Genomic DNA, 17,409 nt, shown 5'->3' with positions numbered 1-17,409 from the left:
ACCTGAACTCCGCCGAAGAAGGGGCGCTGGCCCAGATCGAACTGTTCAAGGTGCTGGGTGATCACCGTGGCCAGTTGGTGGCCCTTCAAGCCCTGGACAATGTGCCATTCGCCATACAGCGCGTGTACTACCTTACCGAGACGCTGCCAGGGGTTTCCCGTGGCTTTCACGCGCACAAGGCACTCAACCAGCTGGCCATCTGCGTGTCCGGGCGTTGCCGGATGCTCATGGATGACGGTACCACCCGCACAGATCACTGGCTGGACGCTTTCAACAAGGGCATTTTGATTCCGCCCATGGTCTGGCACGAAATGCATGATTTCAGCCCCGACTGCGTGCTGTTGGTGTTGGCCGACGCACATTACGACGAGGGCGACTACATTCGTGACTACACCACGTTCACGGAGCTGAAGCGCAATGCCTAGCATTCATCAACTGGCCGATGTGAAAAGCGATGCTATCGGCGAAGGCACCCGGGTCTGGCAATTCGTGGTGATCATGAACGGTGCGAAAATCGGGCGTAATTGCAACATCTGCGCCCATACCCTGATTGAAGGTGATGTGGTGCTTGGGGATAACGTGACGGTCAAGTCCGGCGTTTACCTGTGGGACGGTACCCGCATTGCCGATGACGTGTTCATCGGCCCCAATGCCACGTTTACCAACGACGTGATGCCGCGCTCCAAGGTTTACCCGGAGCAGTTCAATGGCATTACCCTGGAACGTGGGGCCAGTATTGGCGCCAATGCCACGTTGTTGCCAGGCATCGTCGTTGGCGAGTACGCCATGGTGGGGGCAGGGGCAGTGGTGACCAAAGACGTCCCGCCTTATGCCGTTGTCGTAGGGAATCCAGCAAAAATTATCAGGGTGATAGACCGCAATGGTTAAGTTTCTCGATCTGCAAGGTGTGAACGCACAATACCGTCAGGCATTGATCGATGCCTGCACCGAGGTCATCGACTCGGGTTGGTACATCATGGGTGAGAAGCTCAAGCAGTTCGAAGCCCAGTTCGCCAGCTACTGTGGGGTAAAACACTGCATTGGTGTAGCCAACGGCCTGGACGCGCTGATTCTGACCTTGCGTGCCTGGAAGCAGTTGGGGCGTATCGCCGAAGGCGACGAGGTGCTGGTACCCGCCAATACTTACATTGCCACCATTCTGGCTATCACCGAGAACAAGCTGGTGCCCGTGCTGGTTGAGCCTGATGAAGGCAGCTTCAACCTGGGGGCGCACAACCTTGCACAAGCACTGACTCCACGCACCCGCGTGATCATGCCGGTGCATCTGTATGGCCGGCTTGCCGACATGCCGGCGATCAACGCGTTCGCGAAGCAACATGACCTGCTGGTGCTGGAAGATTCTGCTCAATCGCACGGTGCCGAGCTGGACGGGCGGCGGGCGGGTGCCTGGGGGGATGCCTCGGGCTTCAGCTTCTACCCGGGCAAGAACCTCGGGGCACTTGGGGACGCCGGCGCAGTCACCACCAACGACGATGCGCTGGCAGAGACCCTGAAGTCGCTGCGTAACTACGGTTCGCATGTGAAATACATGAACATTTATCAGGGCGTGAACAGCCGTCTGGACGAGCTACAGGCGGCGCTGTTGAGCGTGAAGCTTGCGTACCTGGACAGCGAGACCCGCCTGCGCCAGCAGGTTGCACAGCAGTACCTGGCCGGCATCGACAACCCGGCCATCCAGTTGCCTGACCCGGGCGTCGCCGGCCAGCACGCCTGGCACCTGTTCGTGGTGCGCAGCGAGTGCCGTGAGCAGTTGCAGCAGCACCTGGCACAACAGGGAGTGCAAACCCTGGTGCATTACCCGATACCGCCGCATCGGCAACAGGCCTACCCGCAGTTGGCCGACCTTTCGCTACCGCTGACCGAACGGTTGCATGAGCAGGTACTGAGCCTGCCCATGGACCCTACCCTGACTGTGGACTCTATCCAGCATGTCATTGACGCTTGCAACAGCTTTTCGCGTCCTTGAGTGCTGGGTATGACCCTTATCAGAACTAGCCTGCTCAATGCGATAGCGGTTGCGGTGAAGATGGCCACCCTGCTTGGCCTGAACAAAGTGCTGGCCCTGTACGTAGGGCCAGCCGGTTACGCGGCCATTGGCCAACTGCAGAATGCGGTGACCATGTTCACCACCTTGGCCAGCGGTGCCGTCAGCACTGGCGTAACCAAATACACGGCGGAGTTCGCCGAACAGCCCGAAGAGCAACGCAAGGTTTGGAGAACCGCCGGTACACTGTCGGTACTGGTTTCGCTGCTGCTTGCGGTGCTGATCATCGTGCTGCGCAAGCCCCTGGCCGGTTGGTTCTTCAACGATGAATCGCTGGCGACCGTGCTGCTGTGGTTTGCCGCCACGCTGGTGTTTTTTGCCTTCAACTCGTTGTTGCTTGGCGTGCTCAACGGCAAGAAGGATGTGCCGCGTTATGTGCTGGCCAATATCTTCGGTAGCCTGATTTCGCTGGTAGTCACCTGTGTACTGACCATTCAGCTTGGGTTGTACGGTGCGCTGGTGGCCTTGGCGGTGTACCAGTCGCTGAGTTTCGTGGCTACCTTGCTGATCTGCATGCGTACGCCCTGGTTCCAGCTTGCCGATTTCTTTGGACGGCTGGATCGCCAGGCGTTGGCGCGGTTGTCGAGATTTGCGTTGATGGCCGTGGTCACGGCCTGCTCCCTGCCGGTGTGCCATGTGTTCCTGCGCGACTACCTGGGTAACACCTTCGGCTGGGCGCAAGCGGGCTATTGGGAAGCCATGTGGCGACTGAGCTCGGCATACCTGATGCTGATTACCACCACCCTGGCGGTTTATTACCTGCCACGGTTGTCCGAAATCAAGGATGCCGGCGAGCTGCGCAAGGAAATTTTGCAGGGCTACAAACTGATCCTGCCCATGACCATCCTGGCTGGGTTGGTTATCTATTTGCTGCGCGACTTCATCATCCAGGTGCTGTTTTCCGATTCGTTTCTGCCAATGCGCGAACTGTTCGCCTGGCAGATGGTGGGCGACAGCCTGAAGATTGCCAGTTGGCTGATGGCCTACCTGATGCTGGGCAAGGCATTGACGCGGCTGTACCTTGTGACGGAAATCCTCGCTACGCTCTCGCTTTACGCCTTGACGGTGTACCTCACGCAACTCTGGGGTTATGACAAGGTCACACTTGCCTACGCCGTCAACTACCTGTTGTACGCGATCGTCATGTATTTCGCGGTCTTTCGCCGGTTGCCGTCGATTGTCGCTGATTCGGCACGGAGCTGAGCAATGAAACAAGTGGTGGAGCAGCTGCAGGCACGCATACTGAACGCCGCACCCGGGCCGGCATTGGCTCAGGCGCAAGTTTATGGTGCGCTGCTCTGGGCCGTGGACTTGAACATCTACGAGGCAGCGTCACTGGAGCGCCACCTGACCGCGCAGTGCGCCAGCCTGGTCACGGTGCCGGCCACCAATGGCCTATCGCGGGGCTGCCTGCACGTGGTCAGCGAGCCCTACCTGCAAGGCGGGCACACCCGGCTGATGGAGCGCCTGGCGCACATGCACGAGGGGCCTGTGGACCTGTTGGTTACACGCAGCGCCAAACCCCAGGTGCTCGAACGGCTGGCCGGCTTTTTTGCCCATATTGAACAGGCGCGTGGCGATGACCCGTGTGCCCGTCTGCAATCCATCGTCGACACCCTGGCCCAATACGACAAGGTGGTGCTGCACATCCACCCGGACGACATCATCACCACTGTAGCGTGTGGCCTGCTGAAACTGCAGCGTAGCGCTGGGGTGACGGTGTACTTCGTCAACCACGCAGACCACGTCTTCAGCTTCGGCGCTTCGGTGGCCGATGTGTATTTCGAGATCAGCGCCTACGGGCATCATCTGGACAAGAAAAAGCACCTCACCTGCCAGAAGAGCTTTCTGGCGATCCCGATCGAGACCAGCGGTGCAAAAGTACCGGATGCTGTGCCCACGCATGAGCGAATCAAGGTGTTCAGCGCAGCCTCTGCTGCCAAGTACAAACCCCATGGCGGCCTGGACATGCGCCCGTCGATCACGGCTATTCTCGACAGGTTTCCGAACGCCGAATGCTGGATCATTGGTGCCAACCCGCTGACCAACACCTGGTGGTGGACAGTGAAACTGCGTTACCCCACGCGCTTTTTCATCCGCCGGCACTTGCCTTACAAGGATTACCTGGCCTTCGCCGAGAAAGCTGACTTCTACCTGGACAGCTACCCTATACCCGGCGGCACGGCGTTCGCCGAGCAATTGCTCAAGGGCCGACGTTGTGTCGGGCTGGTTGCGCCGATCCAGGGCTATTCCCCCGCCGACAGCCTGAAGGTGGCCAGCGTCGAGCAGTTGCTGGCCAGCATCGAGCAGCCGCAGCCCAGTGCATCGGTGGTCGATGCCGTGCACCAGGTGAACTCGGTAGAAGCGGTGAAGGCGCGGTACCTGGCTTGCATCGAACGGGGTGAATACAGCGAAAACCAGCTGGCGGCCATGCTGCCGTGGTCGGGCAACCTCGATTTCATGAAACCGACAGGTAAGGTCACTAGCATGGTCCCTGCGGATGTCTTCGACGCCCTGTGCCGTACGGACACAAACCTGGCGTTGCGAGCGCTGCTTTCCTACGCTTGGGTGCCGCGCATCAAGATCCTGATCAAGGTCACGCTGTTGCGGCTGGCCAGGTTTGCCAGAGCGCGAGGGTGAGTGTGATCAAGATCTTTATCGGCGTGCTGTTCTGTCTGCTCTTCATGAGCGATTACATCGTGCTGACATTGGGGCTGGGCAGCGTTTTTGCCGGCTGGCGCGAAATGATCAGCCTGTTGCTGGTCATGTGGCTGGTGTTGCGGGCCTTGGCCAGCATCACTACGCGTGGCATGGTTAACCTCGAAGTCGGGCGATCATTGCTGATTGTGCTGTTCTTCGCTTTCCTGTACCTGTTGTTTGGCGACCTGAGTGCGGGATCGGTGCGCATGTTCCGAGCGCTGGCTGTGCCGGTGTTTGTCGGCATGGCTGTGGCCATTTGGGCACAGGCGGTGTCGACCGAGAAAAAGCTGCGCCACGTGTACTGGTCGGTATTGGCCATGAGCGTGTTGACCGGTGTATATGCGCTATACCAGTACCTGACCGTTGCCGCACCTGAGCAGTTTTGGTACTGGCCATTGCTGACCGCCAAAGGGTATGAGTTGCAGCCCTACAATTCCATGCGTGAGGGTATTCCGCGTGTATCCGGCTTCTTCACGGGAACACTGGAATTTTCAGCAGTAATCCTTAATACCGCCGCCATGACGCTGGCGGTGTTGCTTAGTGGACGCAATTGGTCGCTGGCTCGGCGCCTGCTCTTGAGCGGTGCGTTCTTGTTGCTATGTGGACTGATCGCGATTGGCTCAGTGCGCACGGCAATGATCGGCCTGATCTGTGTCTGCTCGATGCTGGTGGTAGCTCGGGTAATTCGGACGACTTGGTTGATCTCGCTGCTCGGTTATTTGCAGTTTGTTGCAGTCACCGTGGCAATTTTTGCGTATCTATCGATGGGTTATACCCAGGACCTATCCGCGCTGGACCGCGAGCGCCAGTGGCTGCACATGTTTGAGGTGTTAAGCGTACACCCACTGGGTTATGGTTTTGGTGCAGTAGGGCCGGGACAGCCACATTGGTTCGATTCATTTTGGCTAAATTTGCTGGCTACCTGCGGCTGGGTGGGGGCGCTGATCATGGCCGGTCTGATTCTGTGGTATCACAAGCTGGTGGCGATTATCGTCCGGGATAGGCCATATGCCAGTTCGTGGAAAAACGGATTGGGCAACTTCGTCATTGCCAGTTACCCATTTTTCCTGAGTTCGTTCTTTTTCCAGTCTTATACGAACAGTGTGGTCCTTTACATATTCGCGATCGTGGTGATGGTGATCATTGGTGAAAAAAGAAAAACAAAAGCTGATCCTGGCAGTCCTGATCGTTCTATACCGGAAAGCTAGCCAAGACTCTGTTGCGCTACAGTCATTGCTCGCGCAGAAGGTACTGCTGGATGGTGAGGGTATCGACCTGCAGCTACACGTCTGGAATAACTCGCCCGGCCTAGCGCAGCCTACTCCGGGTGCGCGTTGGTATGAGGCGGATAACCAGAGCCTGTCCACGATTTACAATCATGTCGCAGCTGATGCATTTGCCAACGGGGTCGAATTGTTCATGATTTCGGACGACGACACTAACTACTCTAATGTGAGTTTGTTGCACTGTCTGGAGCAGATCAAGCAAGTACGTAACTCGGCGGATGGCAATCAGATTGGTGTGTACCTTCCAAGAATGATGAGTAATAATCAGTTGGTCAGTCCTGGATCTCGTTGGTTGTTCAAGGGGCGCTTGACGCCTTCCGTCAGGCCTGGTGTGGTACCCTCAAAAAATCTGTTGGGAATCAATAGTGGTTTGATCTTTACCAAAGCTTGCTTTGAGAAAATGTTACCGTTCTATGACGAGCGTCTTCGGTTTTATGCCACCGACAGTAATTTTTTTATTCGTTATGAGAAAGTTTTTCCCAAAGCGTATCTGTTGGACGTGACAATTGCACATGACTTGTCAGAGCACAGTGCCGATACCCCAGCGCGTGCTTTGTTCAGGTTCGAGGAAATGGTCCGAGGTCTGCGTATCAGTTTTGAATCGCACTCGCTAGCCGTACAAACGTTGTTGAATACATATCTTTTATATGCCGCTGTACGTAAGACCCTGGCTTACCGTCGCCCCTCATTCTTGAAGGCATTGTTTTTCGATAGGGAGATGACGAAATGAACAGCGGACAAAAGCGCGATGCGGAGCAGCCGATAATTTGTGCCCACCTCCTGAACGATTTCAGTGGCAGCCCACGTATGCTTGCGCAGACTATTATTGCCCTTGCTGGGCAGGGTAATACATGCACTCTGTATGTTGGAAGCAATGGGCGAGGCGTGCTGGACGAACTGAATGTGCCCGTTTATAAATACGGTTACAGACGGTTTGGCAACCGGTGGCTTACGTTACTGGCATACTTCTGTTCCCAGGTTGCTCTCTTTACTGTCCTCTCCCGAAGATTGCGGCCAGGCGCGGTAGTTCTGGTCAATACGATGATGCCTTTTGGCGCTGCTCTAGCAGGTAAGATTCGGGGGGCGACTGTGGTCTATCATCTGCACGAGACGTCGATAAAACCGCCTGTGCTAAAGAAATTCCTTCGATGGGTTATCGGCCGCTGTGCCAGCAAAGTAGTGTATGTGTCGAAGTATTTACAACAGCATGATGCGATAAAGGGCGTCCCGGCGATTACGATCTACAATGGGCTGGCCGAATCCTTTCAGCGACAAGCTACTTCAACCGTCTATCAGCACCTGCATGATGGGCTGTTTCACGTTTTAATGCTAACGTCACTGAAAGCTTATAAGGGCGTTAACGAGTTCGTGGCGTTGGCATCGGCTATGGCTGACCACCCTCAGGTCAAGTTCACATTGGTACTGAGCGCTAGCCAGGAAGAGGTAGACGACTATTTTCGATCTCTGATATTACCGGAAAATCTGACTTTGAATTCCGCTACTTCGGATGTTATCCAGTTCTACGCGCGCGCCAGTCTAGTACTTAACCTGTCCCTTGTTGACGTCTGTGTCGAAACCTTTGGCCTGACCATACTTGAGGCGATGGCTTTTGGCATCCCGACTATCGTGCCCCCGGTAGGCGGCCCGGTGGAGCTGGTCAGTGATGGGGTTGAGGGCTATCAGATCGACTCGAAAAACCATCAACAACTGGTGCGTACGGTTGCGCACCTGTCGCAGGACCCACAGCTGTGCCAGGCACTGTCCGAGCGCGCACGCATGAAAGCGAGTGAGTTTTCCACCGCCAACTTCCAGAAAAATATCGTGATGGTGTTTGATGACCTATAAGATTGCAGTAATTGGTACGGTAGGTTTGCCCGCCCAATACGGTGGTTGGGAAACGTTGACCGAACAATTGGTGCGCAACCTGCCAGGTGACTGCGAGCTCACCGTCTATTGCAGCGCACCGCATTACCCCGAGCGCCCGCAGTTTTTCGAGCGTGCCCGCCTGGTTTACCTGAACCTCAAGGCCAATGGCGTGCAAAGCATTCCGTACGACGTGCTGAGCATGCTGCACGCCTACCGCAAGCACGACCTGATGCTGATTCTGGGTGTTTCCGGCTGTATCGCCTTGCCATTCATGCGCCTGCTGACGCGTAAGCCGATCGTGGTGAACATCGACGGCTATGAGTGGAAACGCGCCAAATGGTCCAACTTCGCTCGCTGGTTCCTGAAGCTCTCTGAAGCCGTGGCCGTGCGCTTTGCCCATGCGGTCATCACCGACAACAAGGTGCTGCAGGAGTACGTGACCGCCGAATACAACAAGCCCAGTGAACTGATTGCCTATGGTGGTGACCAGGCTCGTGCGGGTGAGCCAACCGGGCAAGCGCGCCAGGCGTACCCGTTCCTGGGGGCGCCATACGCTTTCACGGTGTGTCGTATCGAACCGGAGAACAACATCCACGTCATTCTCAAGGCCTTTGCCGGGTCTGGCATGCCGTTGGCGATCGTCGGCAACTGGAACCACAGCGAGTACGGCGTACAACTGCGCAAGCAATATGAAGGGGTGAGCAACATTCACCTGCTGGACCCGATCTACGATGTGGAGCAGTTAAGCCCGCTGCGCAGCAATGCCACGGTGTACCTGCATGGCCACAGCGCTGGCGGCACCAACCCGTCGCTGGTCGAAGCCATGTGGCTGGGCCTGCCGGTGGTGGCTTTCGACGTGTCGTTCAACCGCGCCACCACCGAGGACCAGGCGTTGTACTTTGCCGACAGCGCCTCGCTACGCAAGCACGTGCAGGCACTGCTGGGTGATGAACCCGCGCGTGCGCAACTGTCGGCGAGCCTGCATGAAATTGCCAACCGCCGTTACCGCTGGTCGGTGGTGGCAGACCAGTACCGCAGTGTGTTCACCCGCCTGCTGGGCCAAGTGGGGAGAGTTTGATGGCCGGGCAAGACAACGCCCAACGCCCAGGCGTCCTGACCACCGGCGGTAGCGGTTTTGTTGGCAAGGTGTTGCTGCAGCGGCTCGCTGAAGGTGCGCGCTGGGCACCGCGCGCGCTGGTGCGGCAATTGCCCGCCCAGCAGCTGGCAGGTGTCGACTACCGGTCGTTTAGCGAACTGACGACGGTGGACGCGGCATCGGGGCACTTCGAGCAGGTGGATACCGTAATCCACCTGGCGTCCCGCGTGCATGTCATGCACGAAACCGCCGCCGACCCCTTGGCCGAGTTCCGCCGGGTAAACGTGGAGGGCACCCTTAGCCTGGCCCGTGCTGCGGCCCAGGCCGGTGTTCGACGCTTCATTTTTGTCAGCTCGGTGAAGGTGAATGGCGAAACCACCGACGGCCGCCAGCCGTTCACTGCTGACGAAGCACCTGCGCCATCGGACCCCTACGGCATTTCCAAACGTGAAGCCGAAGACGGTCTGCGCCAACTGGCGGCCCAAACCGGCCTGGAAGTGGTGATCGTGCGCCCGGTGCTGGTGTACGGCCCAGGTGTGAAAGCCAACTTCCGCAGCATGATGAACTGGCTGAGCAAAGGTGTGCCGCTGCCGTTTGGCGCCATACACAACAAGCGTAGCCTGGTGGCGCTGGACAACCTGGTGGACCTGCTGGTGACCTGCATCGACCATCCAGCGGCCGCCAACCAGACCTTCCTGGCCAGCGACGGCCACGACCTGTCTACCACCGAGTTGCTGCAACGGTTGGGCAAGGCACTGGGCAAACCCGCCAGGTTGCTGCCGGTGCCCGCCGCCTGGTTGAAGGGGGCGGCAACGCTAGCCGGCAAGGGTGGCGTGGCTCAGCGGCTGTGCGGGTCGCTGCAGGTAGACAGTGGCAAAGCCCGTACGCTGCTGGGCTGGCAGCCCCCGCTGGATGTGGACCAGGCACTGCGGGCCACGGCACTCAACTTTTTGAAAGAGCAAGACAAATGATGGCATGGTGGCTTATTCCCCTGGTCGCAGGGGCATCTCTGCTTCTGACCGCAGCGCTGCGGCGTTACGCACTGAACAAGCAGATCATCGACGTGCCCAATGCGCGTAGTTCGCACACTGTGCCTACCCCACGGGGTGGCGGTGTGGCCATTGTGCTGAGCTTTCTGGCCAGCCTGCCGGTGTTGGGCATGGCCGATGCCGTGCCGTTGGCGGCGCTGGTGGCCATTGGTGGTGCGGGGGCGCTGATTGCGGTCATCGGTTTCATGGACGACCACGGCCACATCGCCGCTCGCTGGCGCCTGCTCGGCCACTTCGCCGCAGCCGTGTGGATGCTGTACTGGCTGGGTGGTCTGGCGCCGCTGCAGGTGTTTGGCTTTACCCTCGACCTGCAGTGGTTCGGCTACGTACTGGCGGCGTTCTACACCGTATGGATGCTCAATCTCTATAATTTCATGGACGGCATCGATGGCATTGCCAGCATCGAAGCGGTCACCGCCTGCCTGAGCATGGTGCTGCTATCGGCCCTGGCCGGTGTGCCGCAGTTGATGGTGCTGCCACTGCTGCTGGCGGCGGCCACGCTGGGCTTTCTGTTCTGGAACTTCCCGCCTGCCAAGATCTTCATGGGCGACGCCGGCAGCGGCTTCCTTGGCATCGTGCTGGCGGGCTTGTCGCTGCAGGCTGCCTGGGCCTCACCGCAATTGTTCTGGTGCTGGCTGATTCTGCTGGGCGTGTTCGTGGTAGATGCCACCTTTACCCTGATCCGCCGCTTGCTGCGCGGTGACAAGGTGTACGAAGCGCACCGCAGCCACGCCTACCAGTTTGCCTCTCGTCATTTTGGCAAGCACCTGCCAGTGACCTTGGCGGTGGCCGCGCTCAACCTGTTCTGGCTGCTGCCCGTGGCCCTGTGTGTGCTGTTGCTGGGCCTGGACGGCGTGTGGGGCGTGATCATCGCCTACCTGCCATTGGCGTATCTGGCCGTGCGCTGGCGCGCCGGTGAGCTCGAACACTAGCTAAAGTGATAGGACGAAGACTGTAGACATGTCACGTTGGAAAGCCCTCAGAGGTTCTATGGATAAGCTGCGCTCAAGACTGCTTGGACTACCTCGGCGCCACAAACGGCTGATTCAGGTAGCGACTGATGTGATTCTGGTCTGGTTCGCGCTGTGGCTGGCGTTTGTCGTGCGCCTGGGTATCGACGACCTGGCCAATCCTGTTCGTGACCACACCTGGCTGTTCATCACGGCACCGATCATCTCCATCCCGTTATTCATCCGCTTCGGCTTGTACCGGGCGGTGATGCGCTATTTCGGCAATGATGCACTGATCGCCATCATCAAGGCCGTGACCCTGTCGGCGCTGATTCTGGGCTTCATCATTTACTGGGCCAGCAACCACCAGAACGTGGTGCCACGCTCTATCACCTTCAACTACTGGTGGCTGAGCCTGATCATGGTCGGCGGCCTGCGCCTGGCCATGCGCCAGTACTTCCTCGGTGACTGGTTCGCCACCGCCGTGCAACATGTGCCTTTTGCCAACCGCGACGACGGCCTGCCACGGGTTGCCGTCTATGGGGCCGGTTCTGCCGGCAACCAGCTGGTGGCGGCCCTGCGCATGGGCAAGGCCATGCGCCCGGTGGCGTTCATCGACGACGATGCCAGCATCACCGACCGGGTGATCGCCGGCCTGCAGGTGTACCAGCCAGAACAGCTGCAACGCATGATCGATGACACCGGGGCCGAAGAAATCCTGCTGGCGCTGCCCTCGGTCAGCCGCAGTCGCCGCCGCGAAATTCTCAACCTGCTTGAAGGCTACCCGCTGCACGTGCGCAGTGTGCCCGGCTTCATGGACCTGGCCAGCGGCCGGGTGAAAGTGGACGATATCCAGGAAGTGGACATCGCCGACCTGCTGGGCCGTGACGCGGTACCGGCACAAGGTGACCTGCTGCAGCACTGCATCATCGACCAGACCGTGATGGTGACGGGGGCTGGCGGCTCGATCGGTTCCGAGCTGTGTCGCCAGATCCTGGGGCAAACTCCGCGTACGCTGCTGCTGTTCGAGCATAGTGAATTCAACCTGTACACCATCGCTGGCGAACTGGAGCAACGTATCCTGCGCGAAGGCCTGGCCGTGCAACTGATTCCGATACTGGGCTCGGTCCGCGACCAGGCCAAGATGCTGGACGTGATGCGTGCGTGGCAGGTCGATACCGTGTACCACGCCGCCGCCTACAAGCACGTGCCCATCGTCGAGCACAACATTGCCGAGGGCCTGTCGAACAACGTGTTCGGAACCCTGTATACCGCCCAGGCGGCGCTGCAGGCTGGCGTGTCCAACTTCGTGCTGATTTCCACCGACAAGGCCGTGCGCCCCACCAACGTCATGGGCAGCACCAAGCGCCTGGCCGAAATGGTGCTGCAGGCCCTCAGCAACGAGCTGGCGCCGGTGCTGATGGGCGAGACCGGGAATGTGTCGCAGGTGAACAAAACCCGTTTCACCATGGTGCGCTTCGGCAATGTGCTGGGTTCGTCGGGCTCGGTCATCCCGTTGTTCCACAAACAGATCAAAAACGGTGGGCCACTGACCGTGACCCACCCGAAAATCACCCGCTACTTCATGACAATCCCCGAGGCCGCGCAGTTGGTGATCCAGGCCGGCTCCATGGGGCAGGGCGGCGACGTGTTCGTGCTGGACATGGGCGAGCCCGTAAAAATTGTGGAACTGGCCGAAAAAATGATTCACCTGTCTGGCTTCAGTATCCGCTCCGAGCGAAACCCGCTGGGCGATATCGCCATCAACTTTACCGGCCTGCGCCCAGGCGAAAAACTGTACGAAGAATTGTTGATTGGCGACAACGTGATTGCCACACGCCACCCCATGATCATGAGCGCCAACGAAGACTACCTGCCCTGGGATGTGCTGAAACAACGCCTGGATGCATTGAGGGCCGCAACTTCGGCAGATGACTTTGCCACCGTGCGCCAGTTGCTGCGCGACACCGTGAGCGGCTACGTGCCCGGCGGGGAAATTGTGGACTGGCTGTACCAGCGCCGGCGGCTAGAGCCCTGAACGCGGTACTGACAAATAAAACAGGCGTTGCCGGCACAGGAGCGCCCACATGAACTTCAAACGCTGTGAAGTTTGAAAGCAGGAATTGGGAAGAACTGAACAATGACTATTTTGGTAACGGGTGGTGCGGGCTTCATTGGCGCAAACTTCGTCTTGGACTGGCTGGCCGGTAGCGATGAGCCCGTGGTCAACCTCGACAAGCTCACCTATGCAGGCAACCTGCAAACCCTCAGCAGCCTGCAGGGCGACAAGCGCCACATCTTCGTGCATGGCGATATCGGCGACTCCTACCTGGTAGCCCGCCTGCTGCAAGAGCACCAACCGCGCGCGATCGTCAACTTCGCCGCCGAGTCCCACGTCGACCGCTCGATCCATGGGCCCGAAGACTTCATCGAAACCAACATCGTCGGCACCTTCCGCCTGCTGGAAGCCGTGCGCGCTTACTGGGGAGGCCTGGACGCACAGGCGCGCCCCGTGTTCCGCTTCCTGCATGTGTCCACCGACGAGGTATACGGCTCGCTGGCCGCCGACGAACCGGCCTTCACCGAAACCCACCAGTACCAGCCCAACAGCCCGTACTCGGCCAGCAAAGCTGCCAGTGACCACCTGGTGCGTTCCTACCACCACACCTACGGCCTGCCGGTGCTGACCACCAACTGCTCGAACAACTACGGCCCGTATCACTTCCCGGAAAAGCTCATCCCGCTGATGATCGTCAACGCCCTGGCCGGCAAGCCACTGCCGGTGTACGGTGACGGCCAGCAAATTCGCGACTGGCTGTACGTCAAGGACCACTGCAGCGCCATCCGCCGTGTGCTGGAAGCCGGCACCACCGGTGAGGTGTACAACGTGGGCGGCTGGAACGAAAAGCCCAACCTGGAAATCGTCAACCGCGTGTGCGCGTTGCTGGACGAACTGCGCCCGCGCGCCGACGGCAAGCCTTACGCCGAGCAGATCACTTACGTGACCGACCGCCCCGGGCATGACCGCCGCTATGCCATCGATGCCCGCAAGCTGGAACGCGAGCTGGGCTGGAAACCCGCCGAAACCTTCGAAACCGGCATTCGCAAAACCGTTGCCTGGTACCTCGACAACCAGGAGTGGGTGCAGAACGTACAGTCTGGCAGCTACCGCGAGTGGGTTGAAAAGAACTACGCAGGGCGTTCGGCATGAAAATTCTGCTACTGGGCAAGGACGGCCAGGTAGGTTGGGAGCTGCAACGCAGCCTGGCCCCGCTGGGCCAGGTGCTGGCGCTGAACAGCCGCAGCCAGTCGCACTGCGGCGACCTGGCCAACCTGCCAGGCCTGGCCGAAACCGTGCGTGCCTATGCCCCCGATGTCATCGTTAACGCCGCTGCCTACACCGCCGTCGACAAGGCAGAAAGCGAGCGCGAACTGGCCTTCAAGGTAAACGCCGAGGCCGTGGGGGTGCTCGCCCGTGCTGCAGCCGACTGCGGCGCACTGCTGGTGCATTACTCCACCGACTACGTATTCCCGGGGCAGGGCGCCCAGGCCTGGCGCGAAGACGACACTGTCGGCCCGCTGAATACCTACGGCGCAAGCAAGCTGGCGGGTGAGCAAGCCATCCAAGCTGCCGCCTGCCAGCACCTGATCTTCCGTACCTGCTGGGTGTATGCCGCCCGCGGCAACAACTTTGCCAAGACCATGCTACGCCTGGCCGCCGAGCGCGACAGTCTGGGCGTGATCGACGACCAGTTTGGCGCCCCGACCGGCGCCGAACTGATCGCCGACATTACTGCCCACGCGATCACCGCTACCCGTCGCAACCCGGCCATGGCCGGCCTGTACCACTTGGCGGCCGGTGGCGAAACCACTTGGTGCGGCTATGCCCGCTACGTACTGGAGCAGGCTGCGGCACAAGGTGTGGCGCTGAAGGTCCAGGCCGAACAGGTCAACCCGTTGACCACGGATGCCTATCCGACCCCGGCCAAGCGACCGGCTAACTCGCGTCTCGATACCAACAAACTGCAGAAGGCTTTTGCCCTGACTCTGCCAGACTGGCGCCAGGGAGTGGCCCGCATGCTCAAGGAAATTCACGAGAAATGACCACTATGAAGCGTAAAGGCATCATTCTGGCGGGCGGGTCGGGTACCCGCCTGCACCCAGCGACCCTGGCAATTTCCAAGCAGCTGTTGCCGGTGTACGACAAACCGATGATCTACTACCCGCTGACCACATTGATGCTGGCGGGCATCCAGGACATCCTGATCATCTCCACCCCGCAAGACACTCCCCGCTTCGAGCAACTGCTGGGCGACGGCCATCAGTGGGGCATCAACATCACCTACGCCGTGCAGGCCTCGCCAGACGGTTTGGCACAAGCCTTCCTGATTGGTGAAGAGTTCATCGGCAACGACCTGTCGGCGCTGGTGCTGGGCGACAACATCTATTACGGCCACGACTTCCAGCAGTTGCTGCGCAATGCCATGGGCCGCGACGAAGGCGCCAGCGTATTTGCCTACCATGTGCATGACCCCGAGCGTTATGGCGTGGTTGAGTTCGATGACAAGGGCAAGGCAATCAGCCTGGAAGAAAAGCCCGCCCAGCCGAAGTCCAGCTATGCCGTGACCGGGTTGTATTTCTACGACAAGGACGTGGTCGAGATTGCCAAAGGCATCAAACCGTCCCCTCGTGGCGAGCTGGAGATTACCGACCTGAACCGGGTGTACCTGGAGCAGAACCGGCTGTCGGTGGAGATCATGGGGCGCGGGTATGCCTGGCTGGATACCGGGACGCACGACTCGTTGCTGGAGGCTAGCGGGTACATCGCCACGATTGAGCGGCGGCAGGGGTTGAAGGTGGCTTGCCCGGAAGAGGTGGCGTACAGGCAGGAGTGGATTGGGGCGGAACAGCTGTTGAAGCTGGCTGAGCCGTTGGCCAAGAATGGGTATGGGCAGTATTTGAAGCGGTTGGTGGGGGATAGGGTTTATTGAGTCGATAGGCGAGGCCAGATTGTCGCCACCAAATTTAGTAAGGCTTGGCACGGACTTAGGTACGTGCCTGGTCAACATGCCTTTTATCTTGATGCATTTCGTGTGGTGAGTTAGGTTTCGGCTGTTGCTAATATGCTGTTTTAGGGGGGCGTGACACTTTTTAGATGTGTCACGATTATACTATTAATACCTATAAGCTTTCAGCGACTGAGAACTTCCACTCTTTCTAGAGGCTTGACGCTACATTTGGCAGACAGCTGATCCTCCAGGATGTCTTTATAGAATGCAACGATTTCCAAGTTGGAGGTGTTCTCCGGAAGCTCAAACCTTGCACTAGGGGAAGTATCGTACCAGCGTACTTCATGACGGGAACCGTTCACAACTAAATAAAAGGCGAAACATCCGGATTCGTGAATCGACCCGTCTTTGACAAGAGAGCAATGCGCAAATACCCCGTTATTCGTTTTATAGGCGGCAACATTGAGTTTGACTCCTGAAGAAACGAGTGGGGAGTGCGGTGCTGATAGAAGATGATCTGTCGCTTCGGTAGGGGCTATTGTTTTGGTGATGATTTGCGCAAGCGCTTCTCTGTAATAGCTGTTGCAGTAGTGAAAAGGTGACGGGCCCCAGCGGTGCTGCTCATCAGCGGTCAATAGCGACGGGCTGAAATCGAGGAACTGATCCTTCCGCAACAAGCCACCTAGCGACTCGTACATCCAGCTAAGTTCTTGGTTGGCACTCTCAATTATTGCGTGAGCTACTGGAAAAGGCTTGTCAGTTACTTTGTCAAATCTAGATGACCAGAAAACTTTATTGATGATGACTTGGTCGAGCTTTCCTAATTCGGTTAGGAATTCAAAAAACTTTTGCATTCCCTGAAGCCAAAGTTTACGGCGTTCATTAGAGCCTTGTTTGATAACGGTATGGCCTAATGCAGCATCATCGTCTAAGAGGCCACTTTCAGCTAACTCATTGGAGTTCGTTAGTAGCTGCCCAGTTGGTAGGGAGATAAGGTCAAATCGCTCGTCAATCAAATCAATTAGAATGACATCCGCATTTGAAAACTTATCTTTGGCTGATAGGATCTCCTTTGAAAAGTCACATGAAACCATCCGGCGGCGAAATGCTGAAGGAATGCGGCTCAACGCCTCATCATTGTCATAAGCGTCACTGCACAGCGATGCCATTGACGAGCGGGCATAGTAATCAACTAGCTTGAAATCCCGGCTTTCTTCCAAGTTGAAAATGTCTCGGGATACGCAGCTACCATATATTAGTAAATTTTTGATCACTATTTTTTAAGCCTTTTTAAGTAAGCTTCAATACCGTATTTTCAGGCATCGTCAGCTCACAAATCACGTTAAGTCAATACATTCAGCAGACAGCTGCTTTGTCGTATGGTTCAC

Annotated in this window: 16 protein-coding genes; 15 read left to right on the top strand and 1 reads right to left on the bottom strand. The window is 58.1% G+C overall.

Annotation, left to right across the window (positions count from 1 at the left end):
- The first annotated feature begins 50 nt into the window (after positions 1–50).
- The 15 genes from ACF8R4_RS11160 (at position 51) to rfbA (ending at position 16,003) form a co-directional block, all read left to right on the top strand.
- Positions 51–425, top strand: coding sequence for an FdtA/QdtA family cupin domain-containing protein (locus ACF8R4_RS11160; protein WP_225850706.1), 375 nt, complete (start codon positions 51–53; stop codon positions 423–425).
- Complete coding sequence (locus ACF8R4_RS11155; protein WP_104834154.1) at positions 418–888, top strand: acyltransferase; 471 nt, start codon at positions 418–420, stop codon at positions 886–888. The genes ACF8R4_RS11160 and ACF8R4_RS11155 overlap by 8 nt, the downstream gene beginning before the upstream one ends.
- Positions 881–1,987, top strand: a complete 1,107-nt coding sequence (locus tag ACF8R4_RS11150) for a DegT/DnrJ/EryC1/StrS aminotransferase family protein (RefSeq protein WP_104834155.1) — start codon at positions 881–883, stop codon at positions 1,985–1,987. The genes ACF8R4_RS11155 and ACF8R4_RS11150 overlap by 8 nt, the downstream gene beginning before the upstream one ends.
- Positions 1,988–1,996: 9 nt before the next feature.
- The gene (locus ACF8R4_RS11145; protein WP_104834156.1) at positions 1,997–3,268 is read left to right on the top strand and encodes an O-antigen translocase; all 1,272 of its coding nucleotides are present in this window, start codon (positions 1,997–1,999) and stop codon (positions 3,266–3,268) included.
- A 3-nt stretch (positions 3,269–3,271) separates the two neighbouring features.
- Entirely contained in the window at positions 3,272–4,705 is a 1,434-nt protein-coding gene (locus ACF8R4_RS11140) for a hypothetical protein (RefSeq protein ID WP_392492392.1), read from the top strand.
- Between the two features lie 2 nt (positions 4,706–4,707).
- Positions 4,708–5,973, top strand: coding sequence for a hypothetical protein (locus ACF8R4_RS11135; protein ID WP_186723387.1), 1,266 nt, complete (start codon positions 4,708–4,710; stop codon positions 5,971–5,973).
- On the top strand, positions 5,912–6,781 hold the full coding sequence (locus ACF8R4_RS11130; protein WP_392492390.1) for a hypothetical protein: 870 nt from the start codon (positions 5,912–5,914) through the stop codon (positions 6,779–6,781). Before ACF8R4_RS11135 ends, ACF8R4_RS11130 begins: the two co-directional genes overlap by 62 nt.
- Complete coding sequence (locus ACF8R4_RS11125) at positions 6,778–7,896, top strand: glycosyltransferase family 4 protein (protein ID WP_104834159.1); 1,119 nt, start codon at positions 6,778–6,780, stop codon at positions 7,894–7,896. Before ACF8R4_RS11130 ends, ACF8R4_RS11125 begins: the two co-directional genes overlap by 4 nt.
- Complete coding sequence (locus ACF8R4_RS11120; RefSeq protein WP_392492388.1) at positions 7,886–8,995, top strand: DUF1972 domain-containing protein; 1,110 nt, start codon at positions 7,886–7,888, stop codon at positions 8,993–8,995. The genes ACF8R4_RS11125 and ACF8R4_RS11120 overlap by 11 nt, the downstream gene beginning before the upstream one ends.
- The gene (locus ACF8R4_RS11115; protein WP_104834161.1) at positions 8,995–9,984 is read left to right on the top strand and encodes an SDR family oxidoreductase; all 990 of its coding nucleotides are present in this window, start codon (positions 8,995–8,997) and stop codon (positions 9,982–9,984) included. The genes ACF8R4_RS11120 and ACF8R4_RS11115 overlap by 1 nt, the downstream gene beginning before the upstream one ends.
- A complete protein-coding gene (locus ACF8R4_RS11110; protein WP_104834162.1) occupies positions 9,981–10,994 on the top strand; it encodes a glycosyltransferase family 4 protein in 1,014 nt (337 codons plus the stop codon). Before ACF8R4_RS11115 ends, ACF8R4_RS11110 begins: the two co-directional genes overlap by 4 nt.
- 58 nt (positions 10,995–11,052) lie before the next feature.
- Positions 11,053–13,050: a nucleoside-diphosphate sugar epimerase/dehydratase gene (locus ACF8R4_RS11105; protein ID WP_164524942.1), complete on the top strand. Its 1,998-nt coding sequence runs from the start codon at positions 11,053–11,055 to the stop codon at positions 13,048–13,050.
- A 102-nt stretch (positions 13,051–13,152) separates the two neighbouring features.
- Positions 13,153–14,223: a dTDP-glucose 4,6-dehydratase gene (rfbB, locus tag ACF8R4_RS11100; protein ID WP_392492385.1), complete on the top strand. Its 1,071-nt coding sequence runs from the start codon at positions 13,153–13,155 to the stop codon at positions 14,221–14,223.
- A complete protein-coding gene (gene rfbD, locus ACF8R4_RS11095; RefSeq protein ID WP_104834164.1) occupies positions 14,220–15,116 on the top strand; it encodes a dTDP-4-dehydrorhamnose reductase in 897 nt (298 codons plus the stop codon). The genes rfbB and rfbD overlap by 4 nt, the downstream gene beginning before the upstream one ends.
- A gap of 5 nt (positions 15,117–15,121) precedes the next feature.
- Positions 15,122–16,003 (top strand): glucose-1-phosphate thymidylyltransferase RfbA, encoded by an 882-nt coding sequence (gene rfbA, locus ACF8R4_RS11090; RefSeq protein WP_392492420.1) that lies wholly within the window; start codon positions 15,122–15,124, stop codon positions 16,001–16,003.
- Between the two features lie 200 nt (positions 16,004–16,203).
- Here rfbA and ACF8R4_RS11085 read toward each other — a convergent pair whose 3' ends face one another.
- Positions 16,204–17,295: a DUF6270 domain-containing protein gene (locus tag ACF8R4_RS11085; RefSeq protein WP_392492383.1), complete on the bottom strand. Its 1,092-nt coding sequence runs from the start codon at positions 17,293–17,295 to the stop codon at positions 16,204–16,206.
- Between the last annotated feature and the right edge of the window lie 114 nt (positions 17,296–17,409).

The organism is Pseudomonas sp. FYR_2 (assembly GCF_043106425.1).
Lineage (GTDB): Bacteria > Pseudomonadota > Gammaproteobacteria > Pseudomonadales > Pseudomonadaceae > Aquipseudomonas > Aquipseudomonas monteilii.
The sequence above is the reverse complement of the archived record's forward strand: the minus strand, read 5'-3'. Positions and strand labels throughout refer to the sequence as shown.

Excerpts from the sequence above, each read along its gene's own strand:
- ACF8R4_RS11150 (WP_104834155.1), top strand. The coding sequence starts at position 881 with ATGGTTAAGTTTCTCGATCTGCAAGGTGTGAACGCACAATACCGTCAG.
- rfbA (WP_392492420.1), top strand. The coding sequence starts at position 15,122 with ATGAAGCGTAAAGGCATCATTCTGGCGGGCGGGTCGGGTACCCGCCTG.
- ACF8R4_RS11140 (WP_392492392.1), top strand. The coding sequence starts at position 3,272 with ATGAAACAAGTGGTGGAGCAGCTGCAGGCACGCATACTGAACGCCGCA.
- ACF8R4_RS11145 (WP_104834156.1), top strand. The coding sequence starts at position 1,997 with ATGACCCTTATCAGAACTAGCCTGCTCAATGCGATAGCGGTTGCGGTG.
- ACF8R4_RS11125 (WP_104834159.1), top strand. The coding sequence starts at position 6,778 with ATGAACAGCGGACAAAAGCGCGATGCGGAGCAGCCGATAATTTGTGCC.
- ACF8R4_RS11110 (WP_104834162.1), top strand. The coding sequence starts at position 9,981 with ATGATGGCATGGTGGCTTATTCCCCTGGTCGCAGGGGCATCTCTGCTT.
- ACF8R4_RS11120 (WP_392492388.1), top strand. The coding sequence starts at position 7,886 with ATGACCTATAAGATTGCAGTAATTGGTACGGTAGGTTTGCCCGCCCAA.
- ACF8R4_RS11155 (WP_104834154.1), top strand. The coding sequence starts at position 418 with ATGCCTAGCATTCATCAACTGGCCGATGTGAAAAGCGATGCTATCGGC.
- ACF8R4_RS11105 (WP_164524942.1), top strand. The coding sequence starts at position 11,053 with ATGGATAAGCTGCGCTCAAGACTGCTTGGACTACCTCGGCGCCACAAA.
- ACF8R4_RS11115 (WP_104834161.1), top strand. The coding sequence starts at position 8,995 with ATGGCCGGGCAAGACAACGCCCAACGCCCAGGCGTCCTGACCACCGGC.
- rfbB (WP_392492385.1), top strand. The coding sequence starts at position 13,153 with ATGACTATTTTGGTAACGGGTGGTGCGGGCTTCATTGGCGCAAACTTC.
- rfbD (WP_104834164.1), top strand. The coding sequence starts at position 14,220 with ATGAAAATTCTGCTACTGGGCAAGGACGGCCAGGTAGGTTGGGAGCTG.